Origin of the sequence: Flavobacterium sp. KS-LB2, from assembly GCF_036895565.1 — a bacterium.
GTDB lineage: Bacteria > Bacteroidota > Bacteroidia > Flavobacteriales > Flavobacteriaceae > Flavobacterium.
On the sequence record NZ_CP145904.1, the window covers coordinates 1826154 to 1844941 of the forward strand.

The 18788-nt window shown below is 33.0% G+C and carries 14 protein-coding genes; 5 read left to right on the forward strand and 9 right to left on the reverse strand.

All coding sequences use genetic code 11. From position 1 onward, the window contains the following. Positions 1–37: 37 nt before the first annotated feature. Positions 38–1543 carry an aldehyde dehydrogenase family protein gene (locus tag V5J73_RS07715; RefSeq protein WP_338644705.1) on the reverse strand — a complete coding sequence of 502 codons (1506 nt, stop codon included), beginning with the start codon at positions 1541–1543 and terminating at the stop codon, positions 38–40. A gap of 296 nt (positions 1544–1839) precedes the next feature. On the opposite strand from V5J73_RS07715, the gene pheT reads away from it, so the two are divergent. Then, positions 1840–4260, forward strand: coding sequence for a phenylalanine--tRNA ligase subunit beta (pheT, locus tag V5J73_RS07720; protein ID WP_338644707.1), 2421 nt, complete (start codon positions 1840–1842; stop codon positions 4258–4260). A 129-nt stretch (positions 4261–4389) separates the two neighbouring features. On the opposite strand, the gene V5J73_RS07725 is transcribed toward pheT, so the two are convergent. The 6 genes from V5J73_RS07725 to lon all read right to left on the reverse strand — a co-directional run bounded on the left by V5J73_RS07725 (position 4390) and on the right by lon (position 13193). Further along, complete coding sequence (locus V5J73_RS07725; RefSeq protein WP_338644709.1) at positions 4390–4944, reverse strand: fasciclin domain-containing protein; 555 nt, start codon at positions 4942–4944, stop codon at positions 4390–4392. Between the two features lie 294 nt (positions 4945–5238). Continuing rightward, complete coding sequence (gene rpsA, locus V5J73_RS07730) at positions 5239–7017, reverse strand: 30S ribosomal protein S1 (RefSeq protein WP_338644711.1); 1779 nt, start codon at positions 7015–7017, stop codon at positions 5239–5241. A 388-nt stretch (positions 7018–7405) separates the two neighbouring features. Then, complete coding sequence (locus V5J73_RS07735; protein ID WP_338644713.1) at positions 7406–8782, reverse strand: nucleoside permease; 1377 nt, start codon at positions 8780–8782, stop codon at positions 7406–7408. A 74-nt stretch (positions 8783–8856) separates the two neighbouring features. Next, a complete protein-coding gene (gene cmk / locus V5J73_RS07740) occupies positions 8857–9549 on the reverse strand; it encodes a (d)CMP kinase (protein ID WP_338644715.1) in 693 nt (230 codons plus the stop codon). 23 nt (positions 9550–9572) lie between these two features. Further along, a complete protein-coding gene (porQ, locus tag V5J73_RS07745) occupies positions 9573–10595 on the reverse strand; it encodes a type IX secretion system protein PorQ (protein WP_338644717.1) in 1023 nt (340 codons plus the stop codon). A 147-nt stretch (positions 10596–10742) separates the two neighbouring features. Next, positions 10743–13193, reverse strand: coding sequence for an endopeptidase La (gene lon / locus V5J73_RS07750; protein WP_338644719.1), 2451 nt, complete (start codon positions 13191–13193; stop codon positions 10743–10745). 307 nt (positions 13194–13500) lie between these two features. On the opposite strand from lon, the gene V5J73_RS07755 reads away from it, so the two are divergent. Genes V5J73_RS07755 through V5J73_RS07770 form a run of 4 tightly spaced genes read left to right on the forward strand, consistent with a single transcriptional unit; the run spans position 13501 to position 16387 of the window. Further along, the gene (locus V5J73_RS07755) at positions 13501–14055 is read left to right on the forward strand and encodes an RNA polymerase sigma factor (RefSeq protein WP_338644721.1); all 555 of its coding nucleotides are present in this window, start codon (positions 13501–13503) and stop codon (positions 14053–14055) included. Further along, a complete protein-coding gene (locus V5J73_RS07760) occupies positions 14052–14588 on the forward strand; it encodes an anti-sigma factor (protein WP_338644723.1) in 537 nt (178 codons plus the stop codon). The genes V5J73_RS07755 and V5J73_RS07760 overlap by 4 nt, the downstream gene beginning before the upstream one ends. After that, complete coding sequence (locus tag V5J73_RS07765; RefSeq protein ID WP_338644725.1) at positions 14572–15636, forward strand: hypothetical protein; 1065 nt, start codon at positions 14572–14574, stop codon at positions 15634–15636. The genes V5J73_RS07760 and V5J73_RS07765 overlap by 17 nt, the downstream gene beginning before the upstream one ends. A 16-nt stretch (positions 15637–15652) precedes the next feature. Further along, positions 15653–16387, forward strand: a complete 735-nt coding sequence (locus tag V5J73_RS07770) for a head GIN domain-containing protein (RefSeq protein WP_338644727.1) — start codon at positions 15653–15655, stop codon at positions 16385–16387. Positions 16388–16419: 32 nt separating this feature from the next. On the opposite strand, the gene V5J73_RS07775 is transcribed toward V5J73_RS07770, so the two are convergent. After that, positions 16420–17745: an MFS transporter gene (locus tag V5J73_RS07775; RefSeq protein ID WP_338644730.1), complete on the reverse strand. Its 1326-nt coding sequence runs from the start codon at positions 17743–17745 to the stop codon at positions 16420–16422. Positions 17746–17919: 174 nt separating this feature from the next. Next, positions 17920–18735, reverse strand: coding sequence for a M48 family metallopeptidase (locus tag V5J73_RS07780; protein ID WP_338644732.1), 816 nt, complete (start codon positions 18733–18735; stop codon positions 17920–17922). Positions 18736–18788: the final 53 nt, after the last annotated feature.

Here is an 18788-nt window from a genome sequence, read left to right on the forward strand (position 1 = left end):
CTGCCAGGTTTATGATTAACCAATAATCAGTAATTAACTAAAAGAAACCCAATTTCTTTTTATCATAAGAAATCAGCATGTTTTTTGTCTGACGATAGTGCCCAAGCATCATTTTATGGTTTTCACGACCAATTCCAGACTGTTTGTATCCACCAAAAGGAGCTCCTGCAGGATAAGAATGGTACTGATTAATCCAAACACGACCCGCTTGAATCGCTCTCGGAACCTGATAAATCTCGTGTGCATCGCGTGTCCAAAGTCCAGCTCCTAAACCATACATCGTATCATTTGCAATCGCAATCGCTTCTTCAGTTGTTTTAAAAGTAGTAACAGCCAAAACTGGTCCAAAAATTTCTTCTTGAAAAATACGCATTTTGTTATGTCCTTTGAAAAGTGTTGGTTTAATATAATAACCACCAGCTAAATTCCCTTCCAAATGATTTTCTTCACCTCCAATTAAAACTTCTGCGCCTTCTTCTTTTCCTAATTTTATGTAAGTCAGGATTTTCTCTTTTTGAACCAGAGAAGCCTGTGCTCCCATCATGGTAGTTTTGTCCAATGGATTTCCTAATTTGATTGCTGCAGTTCTTTCAATTACTCGAGCAATAAATTTTTCATAAATATCTTCGTGAACCAATAATCTCGACGGACATGTACAAATTTCTCCTTGATTTAAAGCAAACATTACCGCACCTTCAACCGCTTTATCAAAGAAATCATCATCAGCATCACCTACAGATTTCATAAAAATATTTGGAGATTTTCCTCCAAGTTCTAAAGTTACCGGAATAATATTTTCGGTGGCATATTGCATCACTAAACGACCCGTTGTTGTAGAACCTGTAAAAGCTGCTTTTGATACTTTTTTATTAGTAACCAAAGCTCTTCCAAGTTCAGCACCAAAACCATTAACAATATTTATAACTCCAGGAGGCAAGATATCACCAATCAATTCCATCAAAACCATAATTGAAATTGGTGTACTTTCTGCAGGTTTCAAAACTACTGTATTTCCTGCTGCTAATGCTGGCGCTAGTTTCCAAACAGCCATTAAAATAGGGAAATTCCAAGGGATAATTTGAGCAATAACACCCAAAGGTTCGCTTAAAGCGATTGAAACTGTTTGCGAATCCAATTCGGCGATGGAACTTTCTTCAGCACGAATTACTCCAGCGAAATATCTAAAATGATCTATTGCCAAAGGCATATCAGCAGCTAATGTCTCCCGAATGGCTTTTCCATTGTCAATTGTTTCTACCGTGGCAAGATATTCTAAATTATCTTCCATAACCTGAGCAATTTTATTCAATAAATTACTTCGTTCAGTAACAGATGTTTTTCCCCATGTCTGGAAAGCTTCATACGCAGTATCAACAGCTAAATCTAAATCTACTTTAGTGGAATGCGCTGCTCTTGTAAATACCTTCCCGTCAACCGGAGAAACCACGTCAAAATACTGCCCACCTATTGGAGCAACAAATTTTCCACCAATATAATTATCATATGTTGCCTTAAAATCAGGTCTTTTTACTACGTTATCCATGTTGCTATCTATTTATGTTTTATCAAATATACCTTCATCTTTAGTATTAAAATAGCACAATTCATTCAACTAATAGCATTAAATTTTCATATCTGTTTTTTTTAACCTAAATTTATTATTTAATTCATATTTATTTACAACAAATACTATTAAATTCTTATTTTAAATACTTACTTATAAGACCAAATCAGTTATAAAAAACCAAAAAAATTGTTTCTTACTCCAAACTGCAATCCTTATATTTGCACGCGAGACCGTAGGTCGAACTGACGAAGTAATCTCATTAAAATTGACAGATGAAAATATCTTACAACTGGTTAAAACAATTCATTAAAATAGACTGGAAATCCGAAGAAACTGCAGCACTACTAACTGATTTAGGTCTAGAAGTAGAAATTGTTGACAAATACCAATCGGTAAAAGGCGGATTAGAAGGCATTGTTGTAGGACATGTTCTTACTTGCATCCAACACCCGGACGCTGATAGACTAAAAATAACTACTGTAGATTTAGGAAATGGTATTCCTGTACAAATTGTTTGCGGTGCGAGTAATGTTGCTGCAGGACAGAAAGTACCTGTTGCTACAATTGGCACTACATTATACGATAAGGAAGGAACTGCTTTTTCAATCAAAAAAGGAAAAATTCGCGGACAGGAAAGTCACGGAATGATTTGTGCCGAAGATGAATTAGGTCTTGGGGAAAACCATGACGGGATTATGATCCTTGATGAAGCATTACTTCCAGGAACTCCTGCTGCAACAGTTTTCAAAATTGAAAATGACGAAGTTTTCGAGATAGGATTAACACCTAATCGTGCTGATGCTATGAGTCATTTAGGAACAGCGCGAGATTTAAGAGCAGGAATGCTCCAAAGTGGAGTTAACGTTGAATTAATTACACCTTCAGTGAGCAATTTCAGAGTAGATAAGAGAACTTTGAAAATTGATATTGATGTAAAAGAGCCTAAACTTGCTCCCAGATATTGTGGTGTAACTATTTCTGGTATTGAAGTAAAACCTTCTCCTGCTTGGTTACAAAACAGATTAAAAGCGATTGGATTAAATCCAAAAAACAATATTGTAGATGTCACTAATTACGTTTTACATGAATTGGGTCAACCGCTACATGCCTTTGATGCTTCAAAGATTAACGGTAAAATAGTAGTTCAAACGCTTCCTTCAGGAACAAAATTTACTACTCTTGATGACATTGAAAGAACATTACACGAAGAAGACTTAATGATATGTGACGAAAAAGGACCTTTATGTATTGCAGGAGTTTTTGGTGGAAAAAAATCAGGAGTTTCTGAAAGTACGAATTCTATATTTTTAGAAAGTGCCTATTTCAATCCTGTTAGCATTCGTAAAACTGCTAAAAGACATCAATTAAATACAGATGCTTCTTTCCGTTTTGAAAGAGGAATTGACCCAACAATTACAGAGTACGCGCTAAAGCGTGCTGCTTTATTGATACAAGAAGTAGCCGGTGGTGAAATAACTTCGGATTTAATTAATATGTATCCAAAGAAAATTGAAGACTTTTCTGTATTTTTAAACTTCAGTAAAGTAGCTAAAATTATTGGAGAGGAATTACCAAAAGATACTATTAAGAAAATATTGGTTTCATTAGACATCAAAGTAAACAGTGTTTCAGATGCTGGATTGGGATTAACTATTCCTTCTTACCGCGTTGATGTTCAAAGAGAAATAGATGTTATAGAGGAAATATTGAGAGTTTACGGATACAACAATATTAATTTTTCTAAAAAATTAAATGCTACCGTTTCTAATGCTCCAAGAAATGAAGACTACAAAATACAAAATTTGATTGCCACACAGTTAAATTCTCAAGGGTTTAATGAAATGATGGCAAATTCATTGACAACTGCGTCTTATGTTGAACTTTCAGAGGTATTGAATCCAGCAAACAACGTAACAATGTTAAATCCGCTAAGTGCTGATTTAGCTACCATGCGTCAATCTTTGTTGTTTTCTGGACTGGAAGTAATCTCATATAATATCAATCGAAAAAATTCCGATTTGAAATTATTCGAATTTGGAAAATCGTACCATAACTATCTTGCTGGATACGAAGAAAAAAAACATCTTACTTTATTTCTTTCTGGAAACAGAAATCAAGAAAACTGGACCAGCACTCAAAAACCATCTGATTTCTTTTTATTCAAAGGATATGTGAATGGAATCCTTTCCAGATTAGGCATTCAAAAAACACAAAATGTACCTGTAACTTCAGATGTTTTTTCTGAAGGAATTGCTATTAGTGTAGGAACAGAGATTGTGGTGGAATTAGGAGTTGTTAAAAAATCAGTGTTAAAACATTTTGGAATCAAACAAGAAGTACTTTTCGCCGATTTTAATTGGGCGTTAATTCTGAAATTGATTTCAACCAAGATAAAATACACCGAGATTCCTAAATATCCTGAAGTTCGTAGAGATTTAGCGTTGCTAATTGATCAAAACGTAACCTATGACAGTATTTATAACATTGCACGTCAATCAGAGAAAGCACTCTTGAAAGACATTAATTTATTTGATGTTTATGAAGGAACAAATCTTCCAGAAGGGAAAAAATCATATGCGTTAAGTTTTACAATTCAAGATAATTCTAAAACACTAACCGATGTTCAAATTGATAAAATTATGAGCAAATTGCAAAATAATTTCGAAACGGAACTTGGTGCCAGCTTACGATAATAACACTTTTGAAAAAGTATTAAATCCCAATTCTAAAAAATTTTAGAATTGGGATTTTTTTTGCACAAAAAAGCCCCGCTATTAGCAGGGCTCTTAAGACTAACAAAATATCAACCTTTAATCCTAAAATTATTGTTTAGGTAATACTACAGCATCAATCACGTGAATAACACCGTTTGATTGATTTACATCTGCAATAGTCACTTTAGCTTTATTCATATTCTCATCTGTAATGTATAGATCTTTTCCTTGCATCCAAGCTGTCAAAGTTCCACCACTTACTGTTTTCATAGTCGCTTTTCCATTACCCATTTTAATAGCTTTTGCTATATCCGAAGCGTTCATTTTTCCTGCTACAACATGATAGGTAAGAATTGTTTGTAATGTTTTTAAGTTTTCTGGTTTTAACAATGTAGTTACTGTTCCAGCTGGTAATTTATCAAACGCGGCATTTGTTGGGGCAAAAACGGTGAATGGTCCTTTACTTTGTAATGTTTCAACTAAACCTGCTGCTGTTACTGCTGCTACTAAAGTGGTATGTTCTTTTGAATTTACTGCGTTCTCAACAATGTTTTTTGAAGGATACATGGCTGCTCCACCTACCATTACTGTTTTTTGTGCAAAAGAAGTTGCTCCAAATACTAATGCCATAAAAGCAACTGATAATAATTTTCTAGTTTTCATAAAATCTATTTTTTTAAGTTATATAAAGTCATTTACGCACTACAATAGCTTTTGGTTTTAAAAAAACTAAAATATTTTTTAATTTATTGATTATCAGTGAATTATAATTGATTATTATTGAAGTCTTCTGAAAATAATTTGTGATAAGTAGCTCCGATTAAAACCTTTCACAAAACGGAAGGAATCGTAAATTGAAATTGAACCGAGCACCAAAAAATTTAAATAGAACCATCTAAAGCAAAAAAAAGCCTCACATTACTGTGAGGCTTTCTATATTCAAAAAAATTCAAGAAATTATTTTTTCTCTGATTTTTCCATTTTAGCTTTCAATGCAGCTAACATATCATTGTTATCTCCTAAAGTTGCAGCTGGTGCATTAGTAGATGAGTTAGATGATGTGTTTTCTGAAGCTGATTTCACATTTTTCTCTTCTTCTTCACGGAAGATAGCAGTGTGAGATGCAACTACTCTTTTGAATTCTTTGTTGAATTCGATTACTTTGAAATCAGCAGATTCACCTTTTTTCAATTTCTTCCCGTCTTCTTTTTCAAGGTGACGAGTAGGAATGAAAGCAACGATATCATCTCCGAATTCTACAGTAGCTCCTTTGTCAACAATTTCAGAAATTTCACCGTTGTGGATAGTTCCTACAGCGAAAGAATCTTCATACTGATCCCAAGGATTAGCAGTAGTTTGTTTGTGACCTAAAGATAATTTACGTCCGTCAACATCTAATTCTAATACAACTACGTCTAATTTTTCACCAACGTTTACAAATTCAGATGGGTGTTTGATTTTCTTAGTCCAAGATAAGTCAGAGATGTAGATTAATCCATCAATTCCTTCTTCTAATTCTACGAAAATTCCAAAGTTTGTAAAGTTTCTAACAATACCTGTATGTTTAGAACCTACTGGGTATTTAGCAGTGATATCAGTCCAAGGATCTTGAGACAATTGTTTGATACCTAATGACATTTTACGGTCGTCTCTATCTAAAGTCAAGATAACAGCCTCAACAACATCACCAACTTTTACGAAATCTTGAGCAGAACGCAAGTGCGTAGACCAAGACATTTCAGAAACGTGGATTAAACCTTCAACACCTTCAGCAACTTCGATGAAAGCACCGTAATCAGCGATTACAACTACTTTACCTTTTACTTTGTCTCCAATTGCTAATTTAGCATCAAGAGCATCCCAAGGGTGAGCGTTTAATTGTTTCAATCCTAATTGAATTCTTGTTTTCTCATCATCGAAATCAAGGATTACAACATTTAATTTTTGATCTAATTCAAGAACTTCAGATGGGTGGTTGATTCTTGACCAAGAAAGGTCAGTAATGTGAATCAATCCATCAACTCCACCTAAGTCAATAAAGACACCATAAGAAGTAATGTTTTTAACAACACCTTCTAATACTTGTCCTTTTTGTAATTGACCAATGATTTCTTTTTTCTGGATTTCGATATCCGCTTCGATAAGCGCTTTATGAGAAACAACAACATTTTTGAATTCGTGGTTGATTTTTACCACTTTGAATTCCATCATTTTGTTTACATATACATCGTAGTCTCTAATTGGTTTAACATCAATTTGAGATCCTGGTAAGAAAGCTTCAATTCCGAAAACGTCAACGATCATACCACCTTTAGTTCTGCATTTTACAAAACCATTAACGATTTCTCCTGTTTCGTTAGCCGAAATAACTCTATCCCATGATTTGATAGTACGTGCTTTTCTGTGAGATAAAACTAATTGACCTGTTTTGTCCTCACGGATGTCAATTAATACTTCAACAGTATCACCTACTTTTAATGCTGGGTTGTAACGGAATTCATTTAATGAAATAACACCTTCCGATTTTGCATTGATATCAACAATAACGTCTCTATCTGTAATTCTTACAACTGTTCCTTCTACAACTTCCTCTTGATCAGTTGCAATAAAAGTTTTTGAAACTAGTTCTTCAAACTCTAATAAGTTTTTCTCATCAACAGCATCAATACCTTCTTCGAAATTGTGCCAGTTAAAATTTGCTAAAAACTCTTCTTGTGATTTTAATTGTTCAGACATGCTGATTAAAAATTTGTATTCTGTATTCTCTCGAGTTTCTTGATGTGATAGAAAACAGCAGAAGTTGTTTGTATAAATAGTTGAACCCTAGTGGAAACTCTTATTCACCAAAAGGACTGCAAAAGTAACACATTTATATTAAATAGCAAAATATTTATGTTTAGATAATCGACTGATTATTAGGAGCAGAACATTTTGCGGTTTTAAAGAACTCTGTTCCCGCTTTTCGCTGTATCTTTTCTATTGCTTCTAGCCTTTTGAAGGCTAGAAGCAATAGAAAAGCATGCCACTTCACTCGGGGCTAATGTACTTTAATCCGAATTTTTATGATAAAAAAACCCGATAACTCTTTTCAGTTATCGGGTTCTATTTATTTTTCTGACGTTTTTTAATGACTTATATTTTCAACATCCAAAGGATTGTGTTTATGCTTGAATAATAAAGCGAATGCAACGGCAATCACCAACGCATAAATAGCAAAAGCCAACCAAATCGTATGCCAGTCCTTCATAAAAATGACTTTACTAAACAGCCCATCAGTTGCAATTGTATTTCCTTGATTAGTTACAAACTCCAACATCTTTGGATTAGTAGTTTCTGTTTCAAGGAAACCTGCTAGATCCGTTGTGTTACTAAATGATTTGGTAAAATATTTATCAATAGCCCATCCAGAAGTAAAACTCCCTAAAACAGCTCCAAAACCATTGGTCATCATCATAAATAAACCTTGTGCGGAGGAACGATTTTTAGGATCCGTATTTGTTTCCACAAATAACGATCCTGAGATATTAAAGAAATCAAATGCCATTCCGTAAACTACGCATGACATAATAATCATCCACAAACCACTAGTTGGATTTCCGTAAGCAAATAATCCAAAACGCAATACCCAAGCCAACATACTAATTAACATCACCTGTTTGATACCAAAACGTCTTAGAAAAAAAGGAATCGCAAGAATAAATAACGTCTCTGATATTTGAGAAATCGACATAATGATTGTAGAATATTGCACTACGAACGAATCTGCATATTTTGGGAAATGTTTAAATTCATCCAAGAATACATCTCCATAAGCATTTGTAAGCTGTAAAGCACCTCCTAAAAACATAGAGAAAACAAAGAACAAAGCCATTTTGTAATCTGCAAATAATTTAAACGACTCTAAGCCCAATGTTTCCATCACAGAAGCATTTTCCTTTGATAAACGTTGTGGTTTACATGGAGGCAATGTGAAAGAATAAATACCTAGAAAAACTGCCGCTAAACCCGCAATATAAAATTGATACTCAGTTGCTTTATTGCCTGTTAAATTGGTAATCCACATCGCTACAATAAAACCTATTGTTCCCCAAACGCGTATGGGTGGGAAATTTTTAATAATATCTTTATTATTTAACTTAAGTGCATTGTAGGATATAGAATTACTCAAAGCAATTGTAGGCATGTAAAAGCACATCGCCAGAAGCATAATATAAATAAAGGAATTGGGCGTAGCGACCTGAGGAATATAAAATAAAACTGCCGCATAAAGAATATGTAGCGTTCCATACAGTTTTTCAGCATTAATCCATCTATCAGCAATTATTCCCGTTAGTGTTGGCATAAATAAAGAGGCAATTCCCATCGTTCCAAAAACCAACCCAAATTGAGTTCCCTCCCAACTTTTTGTGCCAAACCAGTAATTTGCAATGGTAATCAACCAAGCTCCCCAAACAAAAAACTGAAGAAAGCTCATTATTACCAATCTATTTTTAATTCCCATGAGATGAATTGTTTTTTATTTTTAAAAAATTAACAAGGCGTAAATCTACTATTAAAAATGCGATCTGCAAATAATTATAACGTTTTAGTAATTTCATTTACTAAATCTAAAACAACTTGAAATTGTTCTTCTCGATTTAGATATGAATTATCAATTTCAATAGCGTCTTCTGCTTTTACTAATGGAGAGTCAACTCGATGAGTATCAATATAATCACGTTCTTCCACATTTTTCAAAACTGCTTCATAAGTCACATCATCGCCTTTTTGTTGCAATTCTTCAAAACGTCTTTGTGCTCTGGTGGTTGCACTTGCTGTCATGAAAATTTTAAGTTCCGCATCAGGAAAAACTATTGTTCCTATATCTCTACCGTCCATAACAATCGCTTTGTCTTTTCCCATCTCTTTTTGTTGCTCTACCAATTTGGCACGAACTTCAGAAACTTCGGCTACTTTGCTCACAAAGCTAGAAACTTCAATCGTCCGGATTTGAGTTTCAACATTCACTTCATTCAAATACATTTCTGCAAAACCCAAGTCAGCATTAAATTTGAATTGCAATTTTATACTAGGCAAACTGTTGATTAATGATTGTTTGTCAAAAAAATCAGCGTTTATATAACCGTTTTGCATAGCGAATAAAGCTACAGCACGATACATTGCTCCCGTATCAACATAGATATATCCTAATTGATTTGCAAGTTGTTTAGCTAACGTACTTTTTCCTGTAGAGGAAAATCCATCAATTGCTATGGTAATTTTTTTCAAAATAGTATGTTTAAATTAGAAAATTATTCTTGAAAGTTAATCGTTAGCCCAAAAAGACTCGTGTTTCCTGCTAATGTATATCTGGAATAGGAATAATTAAATTTCAACTTATTCAATTTAAGTCCGAAACCTAATGAAACCCCCGAAAAATTACGTTGTTCCTCAAGGCGTAATTCCTCTGCTCTTCGAAAATTATATCCAACACGCAAATTAAACGCTTTTTTAGGAAAAAGCTCTACTCCTACTATTACATGTCGCAAAGCATTATTTATAAATGACACCTTTTCTTCGGTAGATTCTCCATCAAATGAAGGTTCTTCCCTAACTGGATTTGAAAAAGCAATATTCCATTGTTGCAAATTCTCTAGAGTAAGATGCCACCGTATGGGTACGTTTTCGAGTTCCTGTGAAACACCAAAAATGATTTCGAGTGGTAGTTTTTCATTAATGCCATTATAAGTAGAAAACTGAGTCCCTATATTTCGAATAGCCAAACCCCAATTAACATCATTCCTCTCGTCTATAAAAAGTGCCCCTATATCAATTGCACCACCTAACGAATTATAACTTTCTAAAGTAGAAGATATTAATTTAGCACTTGCTCCAATATGAATGTCGGTGTAGGGAATATTATAGGCATACCCAAAAGACAACGCTATTTCGCTTCCGGTAAATTCTGAGGTTGGCTGACCGTTTTCGTCATAGCCTTCAAAATTACCATAGTTCACATAATTTACTCCTGCTTGAAAAGTTTGCAAATGACGATCGTAAGTATAGGCATACGAGGCCGTTCCGTAAGTCACCTCTTTAAAATAACTCCCGTAATTTAAAGCCAAATGATTGTCCATCTCGGCATTGATGGTCGCTGGATTAAAATGAGCCTGATTGACATCATTATCATAAATGGTGATTACTTTTCCACCGAGTGCCGCTTGTCTTGGTGAAGTGACCAAGTTCAAAAACTGATAGGTATACTTGCCTCCTATTTGACTGTAAGCCAAAGAACAAACAAAAATTGAAGAGTATAGAAAAAGTTTTTTTAACATGCTTTAAATTGCAGCTTATCTAAGGTAAAACGCAACTGCGAAGATAAAATTATAAATTTAAAAAATTCACAAAAGAAATTCCAAATTCCAAAACTTGACGTATCAAAATTGGAATTTGGAATTTATGAATTTGGAATTTTATTTCCGCTATAACGTTTTTGCATTTTTAACTTTCTGATCAGTCAAAGCATATTTTAATACTTCGCTCATTTCTTTTACATAATGAAAAGAAAGTCCTTCCAAATATTCTGGCTTTATTTCATCAATATCACTTTTATTTTCATGACATAGAATAATTTCTTTGATATTGGCTCTTTTGGCAGCTAGGATTTTTTCTTTGATTCCACCTACTGGTAATACTTTTCCACGCAACGTGATTTCTCCTGTCATCGCCAAGTTTTTCTTGACACGTTTTTGTGTAAACAACGAAACTAAAGACGTCAACATCGCAATTCCAGCACTTGGACCATCTTTTGGTGTAGCGCCTTCTGGAACGTGTAAGTGAATGTTGTATTTTGAAAGTATTTCCGAATCCAATCCTAAAAGCTGTGCATTCGCTTTAATATATTCCAAAGCAATAGTTGCCGACTCTTTCATAACCGTACCTAGGTTTCCAGTAATAGTCATGGATCCTTTTCCAGGAGAAAGCAACGATTCTATAAACAGAATATCACCACCAACAGAAGTCCATGCCAAACCAGTTACCACTCCGGCAACATCATTATTCTCGTATTTGTCTCTTTCTAATCTTGGAACACCAAGTGTTTTTATGATATCTTCCTCAGTTACTTTCTTGTTGTACTCTTCTTCCATTGCAACTGATTTGGCTGCATTACGGATTACTTGAGCAATTTTAGCCTCCAGACCACGAACTCCAGATTCACGTGTATATCCTTCTACAATTTTTTCTAATTGTTTTTTTCCAATAGTCAAATCTTTAGTAGTCAAACCATGTTCTTTCAATTGTCTAGGAAACAAATGCTGACGTGCAATTTCTACCTTTTCTTCAATGGTATAACCAGACATTTTGATAATTTCCATACGGTCTTTCAACGCAGGTTGAATCGCAGCCATATTATTTGAGGTCGCAATGAACATCACTTTTGATAAATCATATCCCATTTCTAGGAAATTATCATAAAAAGAATTGTTTTGTTCTGGATCTAAAACTTCCAATAATGCCGAAGACGGATCACCATGATTACTGTTTGATAATTTATCAATTTCATCTAAAACAAAAACTGGATTAGAAGTTCCTGCTTTTTTCAAGCTTTGAATAATTCTTCCCGGCATGGCGCCAATATAGGTTTTTCTATGTCCGCGAATTTCTGATTCATCACGTAAACCACCTAATGAAATACGCACATATTCTCTACCAAGCGCTTCTGCAATAGAACGTCCAATTGAAGTTTTACCAACCCCGGGAGGTCCTGTCAAACAGATAATCGGAGACTTCATATCATTTCGCAATTTTAAAACTGCCAAATGCTCTATCATTCTTTTTTTCACATCTTCAAGACCAAAATGATCTCTGTCCAATATTTTTTGTGCTCTTTTCAGATCAAAATTATCTTTGGAATATTCGTTCCAAGGCAATTCCAAAAACAACTCTAAGTAATTTCTTTGAATTCCAAAATCTGGTGCTTGAGGGTTCATGCGACGCATTTTAGATAATTCTTTTTCGAAATGTTTCTTAGTTTTCTCGTCCCATTTTTTAGTCAAAGATTTTTGCAACATTTCATCCATTTCCTCTTCCTGAGAAACACCACCCAATTCTTCCTGAATGGTTTTCATTTGCTGGTGCAAGAAATATTCACGTTGTTGTTGGTCTAAATCAAAACGAACTTTGGACTGAATATCATTTTTTAATTCGAGTTTTTGTAACTCAATATTCATATAACGTAAGGTCTCTAAAGCCCTTCCTTTCAATTCATTAATCGCTAATAAATCTTGCTTTTCTTTAACAGACAAATTCATGTTAGAAGTAACAAAATTGATTAAGAACGATTGACTTTCGATGTTCTTAATCGCAAAAGTAGCCTCACTTGGAATATTTGGACTTTCCTTGATAATCTGAATCGCTAATTCTTTAATAGAATCCAGAATTGCTACAAACTCAGTATCATTTTTCCTAGGTCTTTTTTCAGGAACTTCTTTGATTTTTGCAGTTAAATAAGGAGATTCCTCAATAACAGAATCAATTTCAAAACGTTTTTTACCCTGAAGAATTACCGTTATATTTCCATCAGGCATTTTTAGCACACGCAAAATACGCGCTACAGTACCTATTTTATGAATATCATCTTTGGTAGGATCTTCGTCTTCTTCATTGATTTGAGCTACAACGCCAATAGTTTTTCCAGCAGCGTTAGCGTCATTGATCAATTTAATCGATTTGTCACGTCCTGCAGTAATTGGTATGACTACCCCAGGAAATAAAACCATATTTCGCAGCGGTAAAATAGCCAATAATTCCGGTAATGCCTCGTTATTCATTTCCTCTTCATCCTCAGGAGTCAAAAGTGGAATTAAATCTGCTTCCGAATCAAATTCTTGAAGTGACAGATTGTCAATGGTAAGTATTTTATGATTTGACATATAATTATTTAAGTCTTTTTGTCATTAAAAAATTCATTATTTAAGCAAATATAGGATTTCAAAATAGTCTTTTTGTATAAAATCTATGTTTAATTCCTATAATTTGCGCAGCAGTAAAAGAGTCAATCTCTATGCCAAAACACAAACTTTTTCTTCTATTTTCCACTAGAAAGAGCTTTTTGAATACATAAAAACTGCCCAACCAAAAGAATTTAGAGCATGTCTAAAGAAAAAATGTAATTTAGTTTTATAAAACTGTAACAAACATAAAAAGACCGAGTCCTTATAATAAACTAAAATCAGCTGTTTGAGTTTAACCAACTATAATATTGAAGAATTAATCGTGCTCTGTAAGCAAAAAAATCAAAAAGCACAATGTGAAGTTTACAATCGCTACGCAAAAGCGATGTATAATGTTTCGTATCGAATTGTAAAAGATGTACATTTTGCTGAAGATGTTATGCAAGAAGGTTTTTTAAAAGCATTCACAAAAATAAATACCTATAAACAAGAAGTTGCTTTTGGTGCTTGGTTAAAAAGAATAATCGTGAACTGTAGTATTGATTTTTATAAAAAAAATAATCAATTCAAACCCGAAGATTTTGACACTACGCTTCATAAAATAGAAGAAAATGATTCAGCTTTGAATGAAAGTGCAAATTTTAATGAGCTAAAAGTAAAACAAATTTTAGAAGCCATCAACTCCTTAAAATACAACTACAGAATGGTTTTAACCTTATTTTTCATTGAAGGATATGATCAGGAAGAAATCAGCGAAATTCTTAATATTAGTTATGCTAATTGCAGGACTACGCTAAGTAGAGCGAAAGATTGTTTACGAAAAAAACTAGAGGAATTATGAAAAAGGAAAATAAAAAACTAGACCATTTATTTGAAAAATTTGAAAATCAATGGGACATTGAAACCATTGAAAATAATCATGAGAAACGTTTTTTAAAAAAATTAAAAACTAAAAAATCAAATTGGAAACGTTTCGTTTCTATAGGTATTGCTGCTTCTATCATAGTTATGGTGGGACTTTCCATCTTTAATCACATTCCTAAAAAAACAGAAGAATTGCGATTTGCATCGAAAGAAACAAAGCAAACCGATTCTATTTTTACGGTTTTAATTGAAAAGGAATTAGAAAAAATAAAAGAAAAAAAATCACCCGAAAATGAAAAAATAATTTCCGATGCACTCAAGCAAATGAGAACATTAGATAATGATTATGAAAAAATAATTAAGGAATTAGAAACAAATGGAGAAAGTAAACAAATTATTTATGCCATGATTAGCAATCTTCAAACCCGAATTTCTTTCTTACAAAATGTACTGCTACACATTGAAAATAATGAAAAATTTAAAAATATATCTGATGAAAAAACAATTTAAACTTATCCTATTATTCATTTTAATTCCATTTTTAGGATTTTCCAATGATCCAGATTATATTCATACCAAACAAAAAAATATCAAAAAAGCATATTTCGTAAATTCGGATGCGGGTCTTTATATCGATAATTCCTATGGTAATATTTCTGTATCCACATGGGATGAAGATAAAACTGAATTAGATATCATTATAAAAGTTAGCGGTGACAACGAAAACTGGGTAAACCAACGTCTCAACGATATTGATGTTGACATCATTGCATTAAAAGGAATGATAACTGCAAAAACCATTTTAGATAACTCTAGTTATAAAAGTAATGGCAAAAACAATAGTTTTCAGATCAATTACATACTCAAAATCCCTAAAAACGGGAGTGTAAAACTCTATAATAAATATGGAAATATTACTACCGCTGATTTATTTTCTGAGACAGAAATCAAATGTAAATACGGTAAAATAGCACTAGGCAGATTATTTGGAAACTCAAACAATATAGTAGTAGAATATTGCTCTAACTCGACTATTTCATTTTTAAAAAATGCAGCTATTACAGCAAAATATTCAAATCTAAAAATAGGTGAAGTCACAAAACTTGATTTGGTTTCTGATTATACTGATGTAGATATTCAAGAAAGTGATGTCGTAAAATACAATAGTAAATATGGAAATATTAAAATTCAGAATGTAAAAAACCTAGATGCAACTGGAAATTATTTAACCCTTAAAATTGGTGAACTCGCTACAAATCTAAAACTATCTACAAAATACAGCAACGTAACTATTGGCACCATTACTGCAAAAGCCAATACAGTAACAATAATTGCTGGTTATACGGGATTAAACATTGGATTTGACCCCAATTATGCTTTTGATTTTAATGTGAGTGTAAAATATGCTACTTTTAAACATGACAATGAATTAGAAATAAATTCTAAAGAAGACTCAAATAACTTAAAAAAATACAGTGGTTTTTACAAGAAAAAAGGAATCAACAACGTCTCTATAATTTCAGATTACGGAAATGTAATTTTAGTAAAAAAACAATGATCTTAAAACTCTATTTATGAAAAATTCAATCAAATTATTTGTTAGTTGTTCTCTTTTACTAACTACAATGACTTATGGACAATGGTCCTCCAACCAAAAAATAAAAGGCAATGGAAATGTAACTTCTGAAAAAAGAATGACAAATTCCTATGATAAAATCGCTATTACAGGTTTTTTTGATGTCGAATTGGTTGCAGGAAAAGAGGGAAACATTACTATCAAAGGAGAAGAAAATTTATTGCCTTTAATTAAAATTGAAGTTGTTAATCAAGTATTGAAAATTTCAACTGAAAAGAACAAGTATATCAGCACAAGTAAAGGAAAGCAAATTATCATAATAGTTCCTTTTGAAAGTATCAGTCAAGTTACTTTGACTGGCTCTGGTGATGTAGTAGCAAAAAACAGCATTAAAGCAAAATCATTTTTAGCTAAATTAACAGGTTCAGGTGATATGAAATTAGATGTTGAAGCAAATGACTTTGATGTTAATTTAAGTGGTTCAGGAGATATTGTTCTAACAGGAAATACTGAAAATTTCAACAGCAATTTAAATGGTTCTGGTGATATAGATGCTGGTAATTTGAAAGCCAAAAATGCAAAAATTACTGTTTCTGGCTCTGGAGATAGCAAAGTTTTTTGTAGTGAAAGCCTTCATGCCCGAGTTTCTGGTTCTGGAGACATTGAATACATTGGAAATCCAAAGAAAAAAGACACAAAAGTAAATGGCTCAGGAGCAATTTCGAAAGGATAATTTTCTAAAAAATGCTAAGAAAAGGTGTTTTATTAATTTAAAACGCCTTTTTTTGGAACTCTTTTTAACAGTAAAACACCCACTACAAAGAACACTCCCAGAAATACAATTGCTAATCTTGGACTTCCTGTAATTTGATCGATAATGCCATAAATACACATCCCGATAACAATTCCAATTTTTTCAGCAACATCAAAAAAACTAAAAAAAGAGGCTGTATCATCCGTTTCAGGTAATAATTTAGAATATGTTGAACGTGATAAAGCTTGAATGCCTCCCATTACCAGTCCTGCAATTCCAGCCATAATATAAAAATGGATTGGTAAAGTAATAAAAAATGCAACCGCACAAAATAGAGCCCAAATACAGTTAATCACAATTAAAGTTGGGATATTTCCAAATTTTTCTGAAGCTCTTGAAGTTAGGACTGCACCAAGAACAGCTACTAACTGTATGATCAAAATACAAATAATTAAGCCTGTTGTACTTTCTGCTTTAGAGGACCAAGCAATTTCTTGTGCTCCAAAATAAGTCGCAACTAGCATTACAGTTTGTACAGCCATACTGTACACAAAAAAACTTCCTAAATAGCGTCTTAATGCAATGTTTTCTTTCAACAAAAACCAAACTTTTTTTAACTCCTTAAAACCATTGAAAACAACATGATGTGTTACTTTACGATTGGCATTTTTATTTCCTTTTGGCAAAAAATAATAGGTATACTGGCTGAATAGGATCCACCAAACTCCTACCATAACAAATGAATATCGCATGGCTTTCATTGCTGCTTCACCATCTGTTCCTGAAATACCAAAAAGTTTTGGCTTCATAATCATTGCTAAATTAATAATCAATAAAATGACACTTCCGATGTATCCTAAGGAATATCCTTTGGCGCTAATTTTATCTTGTTGCTCTACATAAGCAATATCAGGTAAATAGGAATTGTAAAAAACTAAACTTCCCCAATATCCAATCAATCCAAGGAAATAAAATGCTAACCCGACGTATATATTCTCCAGATTAAACCAATACAATCCCATACATGACAAGGCTCCGAGGTAACAAAAGAATTTCATAAATGTTTTTTTATCACCAACATAATCTGCAATGCCAGATAATAAAGGCGACATAAAAGCTACTAACAAAAATGCGGTAGCGGTCACAAAACTAATTAAAGCTGAATTTTTAAGATGTAAACCAAAAACATCAATATAATGATTTTGTTCAGAAAATAAAGCTTCATAAAAAATAGGAAACACTGCAGAGGCAATAGTAAGTGTATAAACTGAATTTGCCCAATCATAAAAAGCCCATGCATTCAACAATTTTTTACTTCCTTTTTCTAAATCAGCCATGTTAATTTTTTTATGATACGAATTTATTTATTTTTTGCTAAGAACAATATAAAAAGTAAATAATTTATACATTAAATAATCATTAATGAATAAAAAAGAGTTGGTAATTATGGCTCATAAAAAAAGGCCATCATTTTTAAGGACGGCCTTTTTAAAATAATATATACTAAACGTTTACTTATAAATAACTCCAACTTTAGCAGCTAAAGCTTTAGCTTCTGGGATTAAAGCTTTCAAATTTGCAATTCTTGTTGCATCAGAAGGGTGCGTACTCATAAATTCGGGTGGTGCTTGTCCAGAAGATTGGGCAGCCATTCTAGACCAAAAAGTAATCGATTCATCCGGGTTATATCCCGCAATTGCCATTAAAGTAAGTCCAATTTTATCAGCTTCCGTTTCATGACCTCTACTAAAAGGAAGCATTACACCAAACTGAGAACCCAAACCATATGCTTGTCCCCATATTTGTTGTGTTTGTTCACTTTTACCTCCAGTTGCTACAGCTACTCCTACAGCTCCTAATTGTTGCAATTGAGATGCGCTCATACGTTGCGCACCATGATTTGCTAAAGCGTGAGATACTTCATGCCCCATTACTGTTGCTAAACCTGAATCATTCAATGTTACTGGCAAAATCCCGGAATAAACAACAATTTTCCCTCCAGGCATACACCAAGCATTCACCTCTTTATTGTCAATCAATTTGTATTCCCAACGGTAATCTTGCAAATATTGTGATTGCCCTAAATAAGTCAAATATTTTTCTGCAGCAGCTTTAATTCGCATCCCAACTGCTTCCACTTTTCTAGCATCTGCAGTTCCGGTAATTACCTTATTTTCTTTTAAGAAAGTACCATATTGTTGAAACGATGTTGGAAACAATTCAGTGTTTGAAACAATATTAAAATTTTTTTTCCCTGTTATAGGATTCGTTGCACAAGAATAAACTAATCCTACTGCAAAAATCCCTACTATTAAATGCTTTTTCATAATTTTAGATTTTAAATATTAAACAAAAATACAATTATTATAAACATTTATAT

What these genes read in the sequence shown, in the direction of transcription:
- pheT (WP_338644707.1), top strand. Translation starts at nt 1,840, where the DNA reads ATGAAAATATCTTACAACTGGTTAAAACAATTCATTAAAATAGACTGG.
- V5J73_RS07770 (WP_338644727.1), top strand. Translation starts at nt 15,653, where the DNA reads ATGAAAAATTCAATCAAATTATTTGTTAGTTGTTCTCTTTTACTAACT.
- rpsA (WP_338644711.1), bottom strand. Translation starts at nt 7,017, where the DNA reads ATGTCTGAACAATTAAAATCACAAGAAGAGTTTTTAGCAAATTTTAAC.
- porQ (WP_338644717.1), bottom strand. Translation starts at nt 10,595, where the DNA reads ATGTTAAAAAAACTTTTTCTATACTCTTCAATTTTTGTTTGTTCTTTG.
- V5J73_RS07715 (WP_338644705.1), bottom strand. Translation starts at nt 1,543, where the DNA reads ATGGATAACGTAGTAAAAAGACCTGATTTTAAGGCAACATATGATAAT.
- V5J73_RS07775 (WP_338644730.1), bottom strand. Translation starts at nt 17,745, where the DNA reads ATGGCTGATTTAGAAAAAGGAAGTAAAAAATTGTTGAATGCATGGGCT.
- V5J73_RS07725 (WP_338644709.1), bottom strand. Translation starts at nt 4,944, where the DNA reads ATGAAAACTAGAAAATTATTATCAGTTGCTTTTATGGCATTAGTATTT.
- V5J73_RS07735 (WP_338644713.1), bottom strand. Translation starts at nt 8,782, where the DNA reads ATGGGAATTAAAAATAGATTGGTAATAATGAGCTTTCTTCAGTTTTTT.
- V5J73_RS07760 (WP_338644723.1), top strand. Translation starts at nt 14,052, where the DNA reads ATGAAAAAGGAAAATAAAAAACTAGACCATTTATTTGAAAAATTTGAA.
- V5J73_RS07780 (WP_338644732.1), bottom strand. Translation starts at nt 18,735, where the DNA reads ATGAAAAAGCATTTAATAGTAGGGATTTTTGCAGTAGGATTAGTTTAT.
- V5J73_RS07765 (WP_338644725.1), top strand. Translation starts at nt 14,572, where the DNA reads ATGAAAAAACAATTTAAACTTATCCTATTATTCATTTTAATTCCATTT.
- lon (WP_338644719.1), bottom strand. Translation starts at nt 13,193, where the DNA reads ATGTCAAATCATAAAATACTTACCATTGACAATCTGTCACTTCAAGAA.